The organism is Arthrobacter sp. Y3223166 (assembly GCF_059090935.1).
Genome location: NZ_JBNHGE010000053.1, coordinates 1 through 17,722, shown reverse-complemented (window position 1 = coordinate 17,722; position 17,722 = coordinate 1). Strand labels below are relative to the sequence as shown.

The following is a 17,722-nucleotide window of genomic DNA, read 5'->3' as shown; positions in this document are numbered from 1 at the left end:
GGCCGCCCGGGCACGCCAGGTCGAAATGGAGGCGCGGCTGGCGCTGCGCTCGGGCGAGGAACAGCTGACGGCCATCGGCAACCGGGCGGCCTCGCTGGAACGGGCCGCCGCCACCGAACGGCACGCCCGGGCGCAGGCCGCCGAGCGCGCCCGCAAGCGCCGGCTCCAGGCCGCCAAGGCCGCCGCCGTCGCACAGGGCGCCCGGGAGGCACTGGCCTGGCTGGACGTCTCGGTGGACCTCGCCGAGCGGGAACGGGACGAGGCCGAAGAGGTGCGCGCGGCGTGGGAGGCGGAGCTGTCCACGGTCCGCTCGTCGACCGACGCGCTCGCCGCCGAACTGCGCGAACTGACGGACACGGTGCACCGCGACGAGCTGGCACGGGCCCAGCAGCGGCTGAAGATCGAGGCCCTGCAGACCCGGTCCATCGAGGAGCTGGGCCTGACCCCCGACCACCTGATCGCCGAATACGGGCCGGACCAGCCGGTGCCGGTCGCCACCGCGGCGTCGAACGACAAGTGGGCCGCCCTGCGGGCGCCGGTGGACGAGGACGGCAACGCCGTCGCCGAGGGTGTCCCGTTCGTACGCGAGGAGCAGCAGAAGCGGCTCAAGAAAGCGGAGCGCGACCTGGCCGCGCTGGGCAAGGTCAACCCGCTGGCGCTCGAGGAGTTCGCGGCGCTGGAGGAACGCCACCAGTTCCTGAGCACCCAGCTGGAGGACCTCAAGGCCACGCGCAAGGACCTGCTGGAGATCATCAAGGAAGTCGACGAGCGGGTGGAACAGGTCTTCACCGAGGCCTACCGCGACACCGCCGTGCAGTTCGAGCGCGTGTTCGGCCGGCTTTTCCCGGGCGGCGAGGGCCGGCTGGTGCTGACTGACCCGGAGGACATGCTCACCACGGGCATCGACGTGGAAGCCCGGCCCGCCGGCAAGAAAATCAAGCGCCTGTCCCTGCTCTCCGGCGGCGAGCGCTCGCTGACCGCGGTGGCCCTGCTGGTGGCGATCTTCAAGGCCCGGCCGTCCCCGTTCTATGTGATGGACGAGGTGGAAGCGGCGCTGGACGACACCAACCTGGGCCGGCTGATCACCATTTTCGAGGAGCTGCGCGAATCCAGCCAGCTGATCGTCATCACCCACCAGAAGCGCACCATGGAAGTGGCCGACGCGCTGTACGGTGTAACGATGCGCGGCGACGGCGTCACCACCGTCATCTCGCAGCGGCTGGAACATGCAAAGGCCCTGGTCGACTGAGCAGAAAGGCAGGCGAATTGGCGGGAATACCGGGCGAGACAGCCCAGTTGCTGACCATCGACGGATGCGAGGTCCGTATCCGGACCGTCGGCTCCGGGCCCACGGACTTCGTGCTGGTACACGGCATCGGCGTCTCCGGACGTTACTTCGAACCCCTCGCGGCTGAACTGACCCGGCACGGAACGGTACATCTGGTCGATCTTCCCGGCCACGGCGGAACCGCCAAACCCGACCGGGCACTTTCGCTGGTGGACTTCGCCGGGCTGGTCGAGGCGGCCATGGACCGGCTGGACATCGGCCCCGCCGTCCTGGTGGGCCACTCAATGGGCTGCCAGATCGTCGTCGAAATGGCGCTGCACCACCCGGACACCGCCGCCGCGCTGGTGCTGCTGGCGCCGACGGCGAACCGCCGCGAGCGCACGGCCTGGCAGCACGGCCTCCGGCTGCTTCAGGACGGGTTCCGGGAACCGCTGACCGTGGACATGATCGAGGCCACCGACTACCTTCGTTGCGGGCCGCGCTGGTTCCTGAAGACACTGCCGGCCATGCTCGACCAAAAGCTGGAGCAGCGGATCGCCGGGGTGCAGGTGCCGGTGCGCATCGTCCGCGGCGACCGGGACCCGATCGTGCCGCTGGACTGGTGCCGCGAACTGGCCGCTGCCTGCCCGGGCACGATCGTGGACAGCATCCCGGGCGAGGCGCACGTGATGATGTTCCGTTCGCCCGGCCCGGTGGCCCGCCTGTGCCTGGCCACGGCCGGCTTCGACGATGCTGCCGTCATAGACCGGCAATGAACCGTCTGCTCCCTCGACTGCGGCTGGGCCGGGCCTGGCTGCTGGACTACGCCTACATCGGCCGCCGGCAGGTCCGCGGACTCTTCGACCGGACCGGCCCGGCGCGGTACCGGGAGGCCGGAACCCGCGCGGCGGACCCCGTCGTCGTACTTCCGGGCATCTACGAGTCCTGGAAGTTCATGCGCCCGCTGATCGAGCACGTCCACGGGCGCGGGCATCCGGTGCACGTGATCGAGCCGCTGGGCTTCAACGTGGGCAGCGTCGAGCGGATGGCCGGGCTGGTCGCCGACTACCTGCGCGGCCAGGACCTGGACAACGTGACCATCATCGCGCACAGCAAGGGCGGACTGATCGGCAAATACGTGATGACGGGCGCGGAGTCCGGGGCGCGGGTGAAGCGCATGGTGGCGATCGGAACGCCGTTTTCCGGCTCCCGCTACGCGTCCTTCGCGGTGACGCCGATGGTCCGGGCGTTCGCGCCGAACAACCGCGTCCTGCGGCGACTGCTGGCCAACCTGGCTGTCAACCACCGGATCGTGTCCGTCTACAGCGCCTTCGACCCGCACATTCCCGGCGGCTGCCGGCTCGAGGGCGCAACCAACATCCGGCTCGAGACCAGCGGGCACTTCACGATCATTGCCGAGGACCGCGTCCGGGAGATCATCGACCGGGTGTTGGACGGCGCGACGCCGGAATGACCGGCCCGATGCAAGCTGCGGCGCCTAGTCGCCAGCGGAGGGCGGAGCGGTGACGACGGAAGCCTTGATATACGGCTTCCGATCCCATGGGGCAAGAACCGCGTCGTCCGGGCCGGTGCCGGTTTCGTCGTCCAGATACGGAAGATTGAGGACCGTATGGAGGATCCCGGTGATTCGAATTGGCTCTCCCGGCGACAGGTCGTCGAGGTCGGTGTCGTAAATGATCAGCAGCGGTTCAACGGCGGGGTCCGCCGGGTCTGCGATGGTGAAGGCTTCGGGCGCGACCACTTCTTCCACCGCCCCGGTCACAGTGACCGACTTTCCCTCGAGCGAGTCCAGCGTGTTGACGAAGCCGCGGTCGTAAGGCCCCTCATAGTCCGGCGCGCTGCAGCCGGCCAGTCCCAGGCCCAGCAGTGTGAGCAACGCGACGGCGGCAACGCGGGCTTTGCATGCTGCGGGAGTGGAGGCAGGCACTTCTTCTCTTCCTTTCAGCCCGTCGGCTCCCCGGGCCATCTGTCCGTGCACACCGGTGCTCCGGTGTGCCGGGACTTATCCGGTGCCGGAAGATTGCCGCGGGGACCGGCTCCGAGCCACCCTAACGGGAACCACGGGCGGACCGCTACCGCCCGAGCGCCCATTGTCCGTGCCCCGGTTGGGCGTTAGTGTCGAAACCAGAATCGACCCCTCCCGGGCTGCAGGCAAACGGCCGGGCGAAGCGCAGGTGCGCACGCCCGGGGCCAGGAGGCTGGGAGTGTGGTCGGCTACCGATGTGAGCGGGCAGCCGCCCAGCCGTGACGGCTGCCCCGGGGCAACAAAAAAGGAGGCAACATGGCTGGATCGTTCGAGGGAGGCACGCGATGGGCTCCGTAGTTATTTTCGCTCCCTCGCCCGTGCTCACCGTGACGGTGGAGGACGTCGAGGGCACCGCCGATATCCACCTGCACGCCGGTGGCCAGGGCGTCTGGCAGGCGCGGATGCTGACCGCACTCGGCGCGTCCGTCACGATGTGCGCGGCGTTCTCGGGCGAAGCCGGCGGCGTGATCCGGCATCTGATCGCCGACGAGGGGGTCAAGGTCCTCCCGGTAAAGGGCGAGGGCAGCAGCGCGGCGTACGTCCATGACCGGCGCGGCGGCGACCGGGAGGTCATCGCCGAGAGCCCCGGGGAAAAACTGACGCGGCATGAGCTCGACGAACTTTACGGCCTGACCCTGCAGGCCGGGATCGAGGCGGGCACGGCGATCCTCAGCGGCGCGGTCCGCGAAGACGCCGTACCGCACGACGTCTACCGGAGGCTTGCCGCCGACCTGCGCACCGCCGGCTGCCGGGTGATCACCGACCTCACCGGCGACCGGCTCACCGCCGCGCTCGCCGGAGGCGTAAGCGTGGCTAAAATCGCCGACGACGAACTGACCGAGAGCGGGCGGGCCGCCTCGGACGAACCCGAGGCGATCATTGAGGCGATGCGCGGCATGCACGACGAGGGGGCCGGCACGGTGATTGTCACCCGCGCCCACCTTCCGTCCCTGATGCTGCACGACGGCGCCCTGAGCGAGATCCGGGTCCCCGAGATGCAGAGCGTGGACACCCACGGGGCGGGAGACTCGCTGACCGCCGGGGTCGCCGCGACCCTGGCCGACGGCGGCACCATCCACGAGGCGGTGGTGCTGGGCACGGCCGCCGGCGCGCTGAACGTGACCCGCCACGGCCTGGGCACCGGCGAAGAGGGCGCCATTCGGAACCTGACCAAGCTGGTGACGGTCTCGCCCTACGACGGCGGCGGGAAGGCAGCAGGACGGCAAATCAGCCCCGACGAGTTGGCGCGGAAGGTTCAAGAACAATGACCAAGCCGAAGATGGTCCTGATCACCAACGACGACGGCATCGACTCCCCGGGCCTGCACGCCCTGGCAGCAGGAGTCCTGGAGGCCGGCCTGAACGTGACGATCGCGGCGCCGGTTGCGGAAGCCAGCGGCAGCAGCGCGTCCATTACGGCCCGGGAGGACGAGGGCCGCATCCGGATCGAGCGGCGCACGTTGAAGGGCCTGGAGTCCGTGCCGGCGTTTGCCGTGCACGGCACGCCGGGCTTCATTGCCATGATCGCGCCGCACGGTGCCTTCGGGGACGGCCCGGACGTGGTGCTCTCCGGGGTGAACCGCGGCGCGAACGTGGGCCGGGTGATCCTGCACTCCGGCACGGTCGGCGCCGCGCTGACCGCGGGCGTGAACGGCGGCCGCGGGATGGCCGTGTCGCTGGACACCGGGCTGGAGCCGGAACAGCTGAACTGGGACACCGCGGCGCGGCTGGCGACCGGGCTGCTGCCGTACCTGATGGACCAGCAGACCGGAACCGTGCTGAACCTCAACGTGCCCAACGTGGACGGCACCCGGCTGCCCGAATACCGGTCCGCGACGCTGGCCGAATTCGGCATCGTGCAGACCACGCTGGCCGAACGCGGCGACGAGGACCTGCGCCTGGCCATCGCGGACAGCCAGGAGGAAGCCCCGCCGGAGAGCGACTTCGCGCTGCTGGCCGCCGGCTTCGCCACGGTCACCGGAATCCAGCCGGTCACCGAGAGCAAGATCCCGGAGCTGTCGGCCACCATGGCCAGGGTTCAGTGGTAATCGCGAAAACCCCATGAGGGAGGCCAGGGTCCGGATGGATCCTGGCCTCCCTTTTCTTAGTGCGCCGCCGGCTGCATGTCCGGCCCCTGGTCAGACGAGCTGCCGGGGGATGCTGCGCTGCCAGTTCTGCGAGTAGACGCGGGGGTTGCCGCGTACCTCGTCCAGCTCGTACGCATCCAGCTGCGCGTTCACCACGAAGTCGGTCGGCGTCGACGTCAGCACCGTCCTGGTCTGCACTTCGATCCGCCAATCGCCGCGCTCGTAGCGGCGCACCGTCTGGGTTTCGCCGCGGACGGAGTTCACGTCGTTTCCGCGGGAGCTGTACCACTCATTGGTGACGCGCCGGATGTCGGTGCCCGTTTCGTCGATCCGGAACCGGCCCTGGTCGTTGATGATCTCCACCGTCGACGTGCCGGCCTCCAGGTCGCGGATCGTGCGCCAGTGGTGGTTGCCGGGGTTCAGCAGCGTGGTCTCCAGTTCCGGGGCGGTCTCCGGCTCCGCGAAGGGACGCAGCTCGCCGTCGTCCGCCCTCGGCTTGCGCACCGGCAGGTCGAGGGTGCCGCCGGCGAAGACGGTGACCGTCGCTGGTTCCGGCGACGGCCAGACCAGCGGCCAGTACGACGTCGACACCGAGAGCCGCAGACGGTGCCCGGCCGGGAACGACTGGGCCAGGCCGTTGAGCGGTATCTCGACCCGGTAGCGCTCGCCGGGTTCCAGCGGCTCCGGATGCTCGCTGCCGTCGCGGTGCGTCAGGTTGAGCAGGCCGTAGGTGACCCGCGTTGCCTCGCCGTTCGGTGCGACGTCGGAGAGCCGGACCACCAGCTGGGCGACCGGCTTGTCCGCGGCAACCTCGAAGGCGGCGACGGGGCGGCCGAAGACCTCCACGTCGCCCTCCAGCGGGTCGGTCTCGTAGACGAGCGCGCCGCCGTCCTCCTCGCGCTGGTCGGACGGCAGGTCCGGCAGCGCCGCGTAGGACGCCCACTTGCCGGCGAACATGCCGACGCTCAGCGGCGAAAGCAGGTCGACGCTGCCGCCGGGCTCCACCGGCGAGCCCTCCGGGAACAGCCCGTAGCGGCCCAGCTGCCACCGCTGGTTCTCGATGTTCGGCGACGGCCAGGACGGTTCGGCGACCCAGTGGCCGGGCCTGTCCTCATAGGACGGTTCGGGGGAGACCGCGTCCTGCATCCAGGCCCGGACCATCGGTTCCTCCATCAGGCCGGTGTCCTTGCCCTTCAGCCAGTGGTCCCACCAGCGCACCGTTTCCTGCAGGAACCCGATGGCCGGGCCGGGCACGCCCAGATGCGGGTACTTGTGCCCCCACGGTCCGATCAGTCCCTTGCGCGGTACCTCCAGGTTCTCCATCAGCCGGAAGATGGCGTTGGTGTAGCCGTCGGCCCAGCCGCCGACCGCCATGACCGGGATCTTGATCTGCGAATAGTCTTCGCAGACCGACGCCGGCTTCCAATAGTCGCCGCGGGTCTGGTGCTCCAGCCAGGTCTCCAGCCAGAGTCCGCTGCCGGAGAGCCGCTCGTGCCACATCTCGCGCCACTTCTCGCCGACGATTTCCGGGTCCGGCGGCAGGCTGTTAAACGCGAACATGACGGTGGCCTCGGAGAGGTTGTCCGCCAGCAGGCAGCCGCCCATGTAGTGCATGTTGTCCACGTACAGGTCGTCGGTGGCCGAGGCGCTGATGATCGCCTTCAGCGCCGGCGGCTGCCGGGCGGCCATCTGCAGGCTGTTGAATCCGCCCCAGGAGATGCCCATCATGCCCACGTTGCCGTCGCACCAGGGCTGGTCCGCCAGCCAGGCGATGACGTCTTCGGCGTCTTCGTGTTCCTGCGGCCGGTATTCGTCCACCAGCACGCCGTCGGAGTCGCCGCTGCCCCGCATGTCCACCCGGACGCTGACATAGCCGTGGCCGGCCATGTAGGGGTGGTTCAGCTGGTCGCGGCCGCGGGAGTTGTCCCGCTTGCGGTAGGGGATGTACTCGAGGATGGCCGGCACCGGCCGATCCTCGGCATCGGCCGGCATCCAGATCCGCGCGGCCAGCCGGGCGCCGTCGCGCATGGGAATGAAGACATTTTCGATTGCCCGAACGTCGTGGGGAAAGCTTTCAACGATATTCATGCGGTGCTCATTGCTCCTTTCTGCCGCCGCTGCGGCGGCGGATGATCGCCTGCAGAGCGGCCTCGCGGGCCACGCCGCATGGGCCGCGCGACCCGGGGGAGACCCGACCGCGCGACTCCCGACCGGGGGGGCTTCCGACCGCCCGGCTCCGGGCCGCGCGACGGCGGCCCGGAGGCGTGTGGGATTACCGGGAGTCTGCCCGGGTCGGCAGGGGTTACCGGGAGGCGGCCGGGACGGGCTCGAGCTCGAAGGGCAGCGCTTCCAACGCGGCGTCGTAGCGCTGCACCAGCTGCTCCCGGTCGTCGGCGCCGAGGTACAGGATGCCGATGACGTAGCGGTAGCTGTCCTGGTTGGGCAGTTCGGAGAGCCGGTCGCCCACATTCACCTGCGGCGTGAAGTTGGCGTGCGGAATCTGTTTTGCCAGCCGCGCCGTGTCCTGCTCGTCCGGCACGCGGGTCACGATGGCGTCCTCGTCGTGGAAGACCATGCACTGGGAAGCGACGGCAAATTCGCCCTTGCGGTGCGGCATCGACGGCTCGACACCCAACGCGATGTCGATGGCGACCTCGTGGTTGGAGACGCCGTCCACCTTCGCAAACAAGTCGCTGTGGGACTGGGAGATGCGGGTGTTGACCTCGATGAGCCAGAGCTGGTCCTCCGCCTCGTCCCACATGAACTCGGCGTTGAAGCAGCCATTGTCGAAGCCCACATGGCGCAGGTACCGCTCGGACAGGTCGATCATGCGCTGCTGGACGGACTCCGGGACGCTGTTGGCGGGGTAGTCCAGCCGCTCGAAGCTGGTGCCGGCGGCGTCCTTGTGCATGTCGAACACACCGTGGGCGTTGTATTTTCCGCGGAACATGGTTCCCTCGGGGGCGGCCTGGGTGCCGGTGACGAACTGTTCGGCCAGGCAGGTGTTGCCGCCGGCGCCCTGCAGTTCGGGCGGCAGGTCCACCATCTGCAGGACCTCGTTGAAGGCGTCGCCGACCTGCGCAATTTCCGCGCGGATCGCGCGGATGGCCTCGTCGAAGTCCTCCTCGTTCCGGATCTGGAACCCGAGGTTGGACGAGTGCGCCTTCACCGGCTTGACCCAGAAGGGGAACGGAATGTCGATCTGCTGCAGCGCATCGTCGTCGAACGGGTCGAAGGAGGCGAACTGCGGGACACACTCGGGGATGGATTCCCGCTGTTGCAGCCGGCTCCAGTACTTGTGCTCGCACTTGAGCACGCTCTCCAGGGAGGGAGCGGCGATTCCGTATTCCTTGGCCAGGATCGGCCCGATCACGCTGGTGGGGAAGTCCCAGTGGGAGACGATGGCGTCCACACTGCCGTCAAACTCGCGCAGTTGCTGCCGCGCCGCGTCCAGCAAGGCGGTGAAGTCGATGTCCTTCTCGCGGACCAGCCGGTCGTAGTCGAGCAGGCTGTGGAAGGTGTAGTTCTCGGCGCCGCGGACGGTCTGCAACTCGCCGGCTTGGAAATCGGTCAGTCCGAGGATAAATACGTTCTTCAAATTAGTGCCTCCCGTTCTTGGTGATGAACCTCATCGGCCGGTGCGAGGGGCGAAAGGTCATGGGGACGCGCTGGTTGATTGGTTGGGGGGACAACTTCGACACAACCATGCACCGGATAGGCCGTCAAGGCGGCAGCACCGCCAACGGGGCCTCCCGGCCGGCGCGTCCGCCGTCCCCCCCCAGGGCGTCCGGGGGCGGCATCGGCGTCCAGTACGGCATGATGTGGGCATGGCGCAGAAACAGGCAACAACCGGGCAGCTGATGGACGACTTCGTGCGGGGCTTCGACTATCCGATGTACATCGTCACGGCAGCGGGGGCCGGAGGCGAGCGGTCCGGCTGCCTGGTAGGTTTCGCCACGCAATGCAGCCTGAAGCCGGCCCTGTTCCTGGTGTGCATCTCGCAGCAGAACCGCACCCATCCCGTGGCGCTGGAGGCAGGCGTGCTGGCGGTGCACGTGCTCGGGCGCGGCCAGCGGGCGCTCGCAGAATTGTTTGGCACCGCGACGGGCGACGACCTGGACAAGTTCGCGCACTGCGACTGGCTGCCCGGACCGGAGGATGTTCCGCTGCTGGCGGACGCCGCGCGCGTCATGGTCGGGCGCGTCGTGAAGAAGGTCGATCTCGGCGACCACACCGGTTTCCTGCTGTCCCCGCTTGAGACCCGTGGCGGCGACATCACCGGCCTTTTGTCGTTCAGCGACGTCCAGGATTTCGACGCCGGCCACCCCGCCTAGGGATTTCCGGCGCCAAGCCACCCGCCCAGGATCCTACGGGGGCGGCCATCCCGCTAGGATTCGACGGTGACTACACCGTGCGCCAGCCCCGACCGTGATGCCGCCCTGCAGATGTGGAGCGAGTACGCAGCCGCGCGGCCGGAAGCCATCGGCCCCGGTGAGGAAGCCGTCGTCGACCATTTCGGCGACAGTGCCGCGCTCGCGGACGCGCTGCTGGGGCTGGTCATCGCCGGCCCGAAGCGCGCCACGGCCGCGCTGGTGGCCGAATTCCACCGGCAGGGGGAACGGCTTCCGCGGATCGGGGACCACTGGGTGGCCTGCGACGGCTCGGGCAAGCCCCGGGTCATTTTGCGCTCCACCGAGCTTCGGCTGGGGCCGCCGGACAGCGTGGACGACGCGTTCGCCTGGGATGAGGCCGAAGACGACCGGCAGCGCTCGACCTGGCTGGAGCAGCACTTGATCTACTGGAAGCGGGTCTGTGCCGCGCAGGGGATCGAGTGGCGCGGAGACAACGAAGTCGTGTTCGAGCGCTTCCGGATCGTCTGGCCGCCGGAGTTGGCGCACTGACCTTTCACCGCTTTGGTTACTGCCCCGCCAGCCGCCCGCGGACCATCTCGCTGACGGCCTTGCCGTCGAAGCGGCCCGCCACCTTCTCGGTGACCGGCTTCATCACCGCTCCCATCTGCCGCATGGACAGCTCCGCGCCGTCCGCCTTGAGCCCGGCAATGGTGCTGTCCACGATCTCCGCGACCTCGGCCTCGGTGAGCGGCTGGGGCAGGTACGCCTCGATGACCTCGGCTTCCGCGATTTCCGCGGCGGCCCGCTCCGGCTCTCCGGCTTCCGCGTAGATGCGGGCAGTGTCGCGGCGCTTGGCGGCTTCCTTCTGCAGCAGCGCGGTGGTCTGGGCATCGTCCAGCTCCACCGGCGTCTTGCCGGACTTTTCCTTGGTTGCTATCTCGCCCAAAACGTTGCGCACCGTGGTCAGGGCCGTCTTGTTCCCTGCCTTCATGTGGGCGACGACGTCGGCCTGCAGTTGCTCTTTCAAACTCATTCGGTTCCTCGTTCCGGTGGGGTTCGTGGGGTTCGGTGGGTGCTGTGTCGGTCGGTGGCGTAGCGGGTGACGAAGTTGCGAAGTATCCGCTGCGGGATCGTCACGGTGCGTCCGCGCACCCGTCCCATGACGGCATCGGCCTGGTCCGGCGGGAAATAGCCGGCGTCCCGGTAGATCCAGATCCGGGTCAGCAGGCCGTCGACGTCCAACTCGGCGTGGAACTGGGTGGCGTAGAGGTTGTCCTGCAGCCGGAACATCTGGTTGGGGCAGTGCTCGGACCCGGCCAGGCGCACTGCGCCCGCGGGCAACACCGAGCATGCCTCCTTGTGGCCCACGAAGGCGCCGAACTCGCGGGGCAGGCCGGCCAGCAGGGGATCGGCGGCGCCGTCGTCGGTCAGCACGATCTGCGCCTCGCCGATCGGCTCGCCGTACTGCCGGTCCACCACGCCGCCGCCGTACCGGCCCAGGGTGCCGACGCCGTAGCAGGCGCCCAGGAACGGGAAATCGTGGGCGACGACGGTGTCCAGCAGCTGCTCCAGCTCGGCCTCGACGCGCAGCTGGGCGGCGGACTTGAACGCGTCGTCGTCGCTGGAGGTGTACGGGCTGCCGCCGAGGATGATTCCGCTGTAATCGTCCAGATCGATGGCCGGCATTGGTCCGGCCTCCAGCCGCACGCGCTGCAACTGGCCCGGTTCCAGGCCGCCAAAACGGGCGAAGGCCGCGTACTCCTCATCGGCTGCGGTGTCTTCGGCGCGCGTGGCCAGGAGCAGGAACGGCTTCATGCGTTGATCGTACAGTCGCTGCGCCGGGCCTTGGAACGTGGATGTCCGGCCGCGCCGCCCGACCCGTGACGCGGAACGGTCAGCGGCTAGGCTAGGAACCGTGGACGCAACCATGATCATCATTTACGTAGTTATCGCCATTGTCGTCATCGGTTTGGTGGCAACGCTGCTGCTGCGGGGCCGCAGGACCCCGCCCGGCAAATACACCACCACCCGGGACGCGAACGACCCGGCCATGCCGCCGACCGGGGGCGGTACCGGCACCCTGGAAGCGCCCCGCGGACAGACGGCCCCCGCACCGCCCCTCGGCGCACCGACCGAGGAGGAACTGCCGCCGGCCGACGTCGAAATTCCGGAGGACGCCGCCGCGCTGGAGACCATCCCGGTGGAGACGCCGGCGCCGGTGCAGGGCCGCCTGTCCCGGCTGCGCGCCCGGTTGGTCAAGTCCAACAACGCCCTGGGCAAGGGGCTCCTGGCGCTGCTCGCCAGCGACAAGATCGACGACGACGTCTGGGACGAAATCGAAGAGACGCTCCTGCTGGCCGACCTGGGCACCGAGCCGACGATGGAACTCGTGGACGCGCTCAAGGACCGCGTGAAGGTGGAGGGCAGCCGCAGCCCGGAGCAGGTCAAGGCCATGCTGCGCGAGGAACTGATCAAGCTTGTGGACCCGTCCATGGACCGATCGCTGGCCGTGATGCGCCATGCCGACCGCCCCGCGGTGATGATGGTGGTGGGCGTCAACGGCGTCGGCAAGACCACCACGGTGGGCAAGCTGGCCCGCGTGCTGGTGGCCGAGGACAAGGACGTGATCCTCGGTGCGGCGGATACCTTCCGTGCGGCCGCGGCCGAGCAGCTGGCCACCTGGGGATCGCGCGTGGGCGTGCCCACCGTGAAGTCCGACGTCGATGGCGCGGATCCCGCGTCCGTCGCCTTCGAGGCGGTAAAGGCCGGTATCGAGCAGGAAGTCGATGTGGTCATGGTGGATACCGCCGGGCGCCTGCAGAACAAGGTGGGCCTGATGGACGAACTGGGCAAGGTCAAGCGCGTGATCGAGAAGCAGGCCACGGTGGACGAGGTGCTGCTGGTGCTGGACGCGACCACCGGCCAGAACGGCCTGAACCAGGCCAAGGTGTTCGCCGACGTCGTCAACATCACCGGCATCGTGCTGACCAAGCTGGACGGCACCGCCAAGGGCGGCATCGTCGTCGCCATCCAGCGCAGCCTTGGCGTGCCGGTGAAACTGGTGGGCCTGGGCGAAGGCGCCGACGACCTGGCGCCGTTCGAGACCGAGGACTTCGTGGACGCTCTGCTGAACTAGCGCCAGCTGGTCTGGTCCGCCAAACGGGCGTTGCTGCCGGACGGGCGCCGGTCGCTGTCCGGCCGGTGCCCGTCGCTGCCAGTCATGCGTCACTTTCGGTCGTGTGCCCGTCGCTGACCACCCCGGCCGCCGTGACGGGTTTTTCACCGGCGGCCGACTCCGGGCCCGCGACACGCACCGCGATGAGCAGGCCCCAGACAAGGGACGCGACGGCCAGCACTGTGACGTCGACGCTGCCTCCTGTTTCCGGCCCCAATAGCCAGCTGGTGCCCAGCGAGACGGCACTGAACGCCAGCACGGTGCGCAGCAATGCGCGTGCGGGCGGCCAGAGCGCGTGCAGCAGGCCGGCGGCGGCCAGCGTAATGCCCAGGGCGCCTTGGACCGGCCAGTGGTCTATGCCCATGGTCCAGTACTCGGGTTTCGAGCCCGCGGCACGCGAGACCCCGAGGGCGTACCAGGCGTAGGCGGCCCAGAACGGCAGGGCCAGCACGGCCAGCACCATCAGCGGCCAGTCCACCGCCATCCGCGGCGCCGGAAAGCGCGTCCCGGCGCGCCGGGACGACCACCACAGGCCCCAGGACATGATGCCGAGTGCCGCGGCCATCACCACGGGTCCGGGGCTCGCGCCGAGCAGGGCACCCAAGAGGAGCGCCGCCGTCGTCAGCCACAGCAGGGCGAGCACCGGCACAATGTCCCTTGGCCGGAACGCCGCCCAGCCGAAAGCCAGTGCGACGGCGAAGGTGGTGAGCACGCCCCAGCTGGTTTCCAGCGCCGCAACCTCGGCGAAATAGGAATCTTCGACGAACATGGTCGACAAGTCGGTCAGTCCGAACCCGGGCAGTACGGCCCAAAACACGACGGCCACCGCCGCCACAACGCGTCCCCCAACGGTCATGGATCAGAGACTAGCGGCGAACGCGGCGCCTGGCTACCACTGGAACCCAGGTGGGGCTAACAGCTGTTTCCAGGGTTGTTCGCTGCCGGGATCAGCCCGCCGCAGGTTCCTCCTGGGGCTTCACCAGCGTCTCGCGGCCGAAGAGCAGCCACAGGAGCGCCGCCGCCAGCATGATCGCGCCGGTGACCCCGAAGGCCCAGGCGTAGTTAAGCCGGTCGGCGAGCGCTCCGGCCAAGACCGGGCCGATGATCGCGCCCGCGTCGGTGCCCATCTGGAAGACGGCCAGCACCTTGCCGCCGCTGCGGTCGTTGCCGATGATGTCCGCGACGGCGGCCTGCTGCGCCGGTCCGAGCAGTCCGGACCCGAAACCGGCGATGACCGAAGCTGCGACGAACACCGGAACTGACTCGGTAAACCCGATGGCTGCGATCGCGAGCCCGGCCACGGTCAGCCCGGCGACCACCAGGGGGCGGCGCCCGGCGGTGTCCGAGAGGCGGCCGGAGAACGTCAGCGCCAGCGCGTTGCCGACCGCGAAGACGGCCAACGCCAGCCCGGCGGTCTCCGGGCCAGCGCCCAGCACGGCCGCGGCGAAGAGCGGAATCAGCGCCATGCGTACCCCGAACGTGGCCCAGCCGTTGGCGAAGGCGGACACGACGGCGGCCCGGTACCCCGGGTCCGAGAGCGCCTCGCGCAGATCCATCGCCTCGGGAGCCGGAGCGTCGTTGGCCGTGCGGGCGGCGGGTTTCTTGAGCATGACGGCGACGACGGCGGCCGCCACGAGCAGCGCGAGGGCATAGACCACGAACGGCATCCGCAGCCCGAATCCTGCCAGCAGGCCGCCGGCCACCGGGCCGAGGATGCCGCCCATCAGGAACGTGCCGGCATACAGGCTGGAAACCCGGCCGCGGCCGTCCGGCGGGGCCAGCCGCAGGATCAGCGCCATGGCCGACACCGTGAACATGGTGGAGCCGAGGCCGCCCAGGCCCCGGAAGATGAGCAGCTGCCAGTAGTCCTGCGCCAGCGCGCAGGCGCCGGTTGAAGCGGCGACGATCAGCAGCCCGGTGAGATAGACCCGGCGTTCACCCCAGCGGCCCACCAGGGCGCCGCCCGCGGGCGCGAAGACCAGCCGGGCGAGGGCGAACACGCTGACGATGATGCTGGCGGCCGCGACACCGACGTCAAAACTCGCGGCGAACTGAGGCAGGACTGGCGCCACCAGCCCGTATCCCAGCGCGATGACGAACGCAGCGGCAACGAGGACCTTGATGTCGCGCGGAATCGGAGTGGGTGCCGGCTTGCCCGGTCGCTGGTGGCCGGGCAGGCGGAACTGGCGCGCCGTGCGGCGGAAAACAGGCATGCCAACCAGCGTAGCCCGACCCGCGCGTGGGCTCGGTGTCAACGCCGGGCCGCGCACCGCCGTCGTCCTCTATGCCACTCTGTGCCGCTCTCGGTGCCGCGCGAAACACTGCCGAAACACGCCGGTTGCACCGGTTTTACCTGCGCGGGCTTCTTGTAACGCTGCCGCAATGAAGCATCCTGCTGGCCGAAACACGCCGTCGTCAGTCTTGGTTCATCGGTGGGAAATTACCCGCCAACGAACGAGGGGACGTGAAACATGGATCTGTCGGCAGGTCACGTCTGGGTAATGATTTCGGCGGCCTTGGTGCTGCTCATGACGCCGGGACTGGCATTCTTCTACGGCGGGATGACGCGGGCCAAATCGGCCCTGAACATGATGATGATGAGCTTTTCCGCCGTCGCGCTGGTGGCGGTGGTCTGGGTGCTGTGGGGTTACTCGATGAGCGGGGGCGAGGGCGTGGCCCAGCTCTTCGGCAATCCGTTCGCCGCGTTCGGCCTGGAAGGGCTGCTTAGCACCCCTGACCTGATCAGCGCCGGGTACGGTGCCACGTTCGCGATCATCACCGTGGCACTCATCTCCGGCGCCATCGCCGACCGGGCAAAATTCAGCGCCTGGGCGGTCTTCGTGCCGGTCTGGGTCACGCTGGTTTACTGCCCGCTGGCCTTCATGGTCTGGGGCGGCGGCTTGCTGGGGGCCGAGGGAGCCATCGGCGCCTGGGCCGGGGAGGCGATCGATTTCGCCGGCGGCACGGTGGTGCACATCAATGCCGGTGTAGCGGGCCTGGTCCTGGCCCTGATTCTGGGCAAGCGCAGAGGCTTCGGCAAGGACCCTGCACAGCGCCCGCACAACATCCCGCTGGTGATGATCGGCGCAGCGATGCTGTGGTTCGGCTGGTTTGGATTCAACGGGGGAGCGGCGGCCACGGCGGAGGAAGCCGGGCTGATCTGGGTCAACACCATGGCCGCCCCGGCAGCCGCCATCGTGGGCTGGCTGGTGACCGAGCGCCTCCGCGACGGCCGCCCCACGTCCCTCGGGGCGGCCTCGGGTGTGGTCGCGGGTCTGGTGGCCATCACCCCGGCCTGCGCCAACGTATCCCCCCTGGGTGCGGTGGGTCTGGGCCTGGTGGCGGGCGTGCTGGCCGCGCTGGCGGTGGGGCTGAAGTACAGGCTGGGCTACGACGACTCGCTGGATGTGGTGGGCGTCCACCTGGTTGCCGGCCTGGTCGGAACGCTGGCCCTGGGCTTCATCGCCCTGCCGGTCCAGGGTGCAGGCGGTGGTCTCTTCTACGGCGGCGGCGTCGCCCAACTGGGGGCGCAGGCCGTGGCGGCGCTGGTCTCCATGGTGTTCTCTGGCGTGCTGACCCTGATCATCGGCTTGGCGATCCACAAGACCCTTGGCTTCCGGGTGACTGCAGAGGATGAGGTCACCGGCGTGGACCTCGCCCAGCACGCCGAATCCGCCTACGAATTCGGCGGCCTGGGCACCGGCGGAACATTCATCCCGCACCCGGCAACCGACCCCAGCGCCCGCAGCACGATCAAGGAAGAGGTCAACGCATGAAACTGGTCACCGCAATCATCCGGCCGGAAAAGCTGGAGGCAGTCCGCAACAGCTTGGAAAGCTACGGGGTCCAAGGGCTGACCGTCAGTGAGGCCAGCGGGTACGGGCGGCAGCGCGGCCACACGGAGGTCTACCGCGGCGCCGAGTACACGGTGGACCTGCTGCCCAAGGTCCGCGTCGAGGTCTTGGTGGGGGACGATTTGGCCGACGACATCGTCGACGTCCTCGTGGCCACAGCCAACACCGGCCGCCCGGGCGACGGCAAGGTCTGGCTGGTGGATGTGCAGGAAGCGGTCCGCGTCAGAACCGGCGAACGCGGCGAGGCTGCCATCTAGGACTGGAACCTTTGGCAGATTTCCCTGGCCCGGTTGTTCCGGCCGCCCCTGCGGCGTCCGGAGCAACCGGGTCTTCCTGTGCGCGGGTGCACTCGCGGTGTCTGCGGCGGCCCGGAAACCGCGGCGGTGCCGCGGTTTCGTCGCATGACGGTGGGCTGGTTTCCCCTCGAGACGCACCCGTCGGCTTCGCGTTTAGCCGTTAGCCTGCTGAGTTGTCCTACACAGGGAAGGACGGTTCCCCGTTCAGCCATTGGCTGGCTGAGTTGTCCTACACAGGGAATGACGGTTTCCCGTTCAGCCATTCGCCGGCTGAGTTGTCCTACACAGGCAGGTGTCGGGGGCAGGTTATGCACTTTCCTCGAAGACCCGTTCTACCCGGGGCGTGGGCTGCGTAGCGTTGAAGTATGGCAGCGGAACCGTTGGACGAGGCACAGGAGCCGGAGGAATCCTCCGGCTCCCCTGCCGCGTCCGACGACGGTGCCGGGCCCGACGACGGTGCCGCGCCCGACAATGGTGCCGCCGAACCGGTACCGGTCCCGCGGGGGTGGGCGGACGACTGGCAGGAGCTGGGACCGGCGGAACTGGCAGGCCTGCTCGCCGGCACCGACCCCGCGGCCCTGGACGACTGGTCGACCCTCGACTACCTCCAGGCGGTGCGCAAACACGAGGCCTGGACCCAGTCCC

At 69.0% G+C, this 17,722-nt stretch carries 18 protein-coding genes; 11 read left to right on the top strand and 7 right to left on the bottom strand.

What is annotated here, in order from left to right:
* From AC5RUH_RS15405 to AC5RUH_RS15395, 3 genes are all read left to right on the top strand, one after another.
* The coding region (locus AC5RUH_RS15405) for an AAA family ATPase (protein WP_494129011.1) at nt 1-1,249 on the top strand (1,249 nt) is incomplete at its 5' end.
* 17 nt (nt 1,250-1,266) lie between these two features.
* Nucleotides 1,267-2,043, top strand: coding sequence for an alpha/beta fold hydrolase (locus AC5RUH_RS15400; protein WP_494129010.1), 777 nt, complete (start codon nt 1,267-1,269; stop codon nt 2,041-2,043).
* Complete coding sequence (locus tag AC5RUH_RS15395) at nt 2,040-2,741, top strand: esterase/lipase family protein (RefSeq protein ID WP_494129009.1); 702 nt, start codon at nt 2,040-2,042, stop codon at nt 2,739-2,741. Before AC5RUH_RS15400 ends, AC5RUH_RS15395 begins: the two co-directional genes overlap by 4 nt.
* 24 nt (nt 2,742-2,765) lie before the next feature.
* On the opposite strand, the gene AC5RUH_RS15390 is transcribed toward AC5RUH_RS15395, so the two are convergent.
* Nucleotides 2,766-3,215 (bottom strand): hypothetical protein, encoded by a 450-nt coding sequence (locus AC5RUH_RS15390; RefSeq protein ID WP_493999985.1) that lies wholly within the window; start codon nt 3,213-3,215, stop codon nt 2,766-2,768.
* Nucleotides 3,216-3,598: 383 nt separating this feature from the next.
* Here AC5RUH_RS15390 and AC5RUH_RS15385 point away from each other — a divergent pair, with 383 nt between their 5' ends.
* Nucleotides 3,599-4,582, top strand: coding sequence for a PfkB family carbohydrate kinase (locus AC5RUH_RS15385; RefSeq protein ID WP_493999984.1), 984 nt, complete (start codon nt 3,599-3,601; stop codon nt 4,580-4,582).
* The gene (gene surE / locus AC5RUH_RS15380; RefSeq protein ID WP_494129008.1) at nt 4,579-5,361 is read left to right on the top strand and encodes a 5'/3'-nucleotidase SurE; all 783 of its coding nucleotides are present in this window, start codon (nt 4,579-4,581) and stop codon (nt 5,359-5,361) included. Before AC5RUH_RS15385 ends, surE begins: the two co-directional genes overlap by 4 nt.
* A gap of 90 nt (nt 5,362-5,451) precedes the next feature.
* Here the strand turns inward: surE and AC5RUH_RS15375 are convergent, their stop codons facing one another.
* Together AC5RUH_RS15375 and AC5RUH_RS15370 are read right to left on the bottom strand one after the other, a co-directional pair.
* Nucleotides 5,452-7,488, bottom strand: a complete 2,037-nt coding sequence (locus AC5RUH_RS15375) for a CocE/NonD family hydrolase (protein ID WP_494129007.1) — start codon at nt 7,486-7,488, stop codon at nt 5,452-5,454.
* Nucleotides 7,489-7,702: 214 nt separating this feature from the next.
* A complete protein-coding gene (locus AC5RUH_RS15370) occupies nt 7,703-8,998 on the bottom strand; it encodes an ATP-grasp domain-containing protein (RefSeq protein WP_494022911.1) in 1,296 nt (431 codons plus the stop codon).
* A gap of 229 nt (nt 8,999-9,227) precedes the next feature.
* Between AC5RUH_RS15370 and AC5RUH_RS15365 the strand changes: the two genes are divergently transcribed.
* Nucleotides 9,228-9,734 carry a flavin reductase family protein gene (locus tag AC5RUH_RS15365; RefSeq protein WP_494129006.1) on the top strand — a complete coding sequence of 169 codons (507 nt, stop codon included), beginning with the start codon at nt 9,228-9,230 and terminating at the stop codon, nt 9,732-9,734.
* Nucleotides 9,735-9,800: 66 nt separating this feature from the next.
* Entirely contained in the window at nt 9,801-10,301 is a 501-nt protein-coding gene (locus tag AC5RUH_RS15360) for an ASCH domain-containing protein (protein ID WP_494129005.1), read from the top strand.
* Between the two features lie 16 nt (nt 10,302-10,317).
* Here AC5RUH_RS15360 and AC5RUH_RS15355 read toward each other — a convergent pair whose 3' ends face one another.
* On the bottom strand, nt 10,318-10,785 hold the full coding sequence (locus AC5RUH_RS15355) for a GatB/YqeY domain-containing protein (RefSeq protein ID WP_494022912.1): 468 nt from the start codon (nt 10,783-10,785) through the stop codon (nt 10,318-10,320).
* The gene (locus AC5RUH_RS15350) at nt 10,782-11,567 is read right to left on the bottom strand and encodes a glutamine amidotransferase (RefSeq protein ID WP_494012315.1); all 786 of its coding nucleotides are present in this window, start codon (nt 11,565-11,567) and stop codon (nt 10,782-10,784) included. The genes AC5RUH_RS15355 and AC5RUH_RS15350 overlap by 4 nt, the downstream gene beginning before the upstream one ends.
* Before the next feature lie 112 nt (nt 11,568-11,679).
* Between AC5RUH_RS15350 and ftsY the strand changes: the two genes are divergently transcribed.
* A complete protein-coding gene (gene ftsY, locus AC5RUH_RS15345; protein ID WP_494129012.1) occupies nt 11,680-12,888 on the top strand; it encodes a signal recognition particle-docking protein FtsY in 1,209 nt (402 codons plus the stop codon).
* A gap of 82 nt (nt 12,889-12,970) precedes the next feature.
* Here ftsY and AC5RUH_RS15340 read toward each other — a convergent pair whose 3' ends face one another.
* Both AC5RUH_RS15340 and AC5RUH_RS15335 read right to left on the bottom strand, forming a co-directional pair.
* Nucleotides 12,971-13,783: a hypothetical protein gene (locus AC5RUH_RS15340; RefSeq protein WP_494129004.1), complete on the bottom strand. Its 813-nt coding sequence runs from the start codon at nt 13,781-13,783 to the stop codon at nt 12,971-12,973.
* 91 nt (nt 13,784-13,874) lie between these two features.
* Nucleotides 13,875-15,140, bottom strand: coding sequence for an MFS transporter (locus AC5RUH_RS15335; RefSeq protein ID WP_494129003.1), 1,266 nt, complete (start codon nt 15,138-15,140; stop codon nt 13,875-13,877).
* A 258-nt stretch (nt 15,141-15,398) separates the two neighbouring features.
* Between AC5RUH_RS15335 and AC5RUH_RS15330 the strand changes: the two genes are divergently transcribed.
* The 3 genes from AC5RUH_RS15330 to AC5RUH_RS15320 all read left to right on the top strand — a co-directional run.
* Nucleotides 15,399-16,703: an ammonium transporter gene (locus AC5RUH_RS15330; protein WP_494129002.1), complete on the top strand. Its 1,305-nt coding sequence runs from the start codon at nt 15,399-15,401 to the stop codon at nt 16,701-16,703.
* Nucleotides 16,700-17,038 carry a P-II family nitrogen regulator gene (locus AC5RUH_RS15325; protein WP_494129001.1) on the top strand — a complete coding sequence of 113 codons (339 nt, stop codon included), beginning with the start codon at nt 16,700-16,702 and terminating at the stop codon, nt 17,036-17,038. The genes AC5RUH_RS15330 and AC5RUH_RS15325 overlap by 4 nt, the downstream gene beginning before the upstream one ends.
* 404 nt (nt 17,039-17,442) lie before the next feature.
* Nucleotides 17,443-17,722 (top strand): hypothetical protein (locus AC5RUH_RS15320; protein WP_494129000.1); only part of this gene is annotated, 280 nt, incomplete at its 3' end.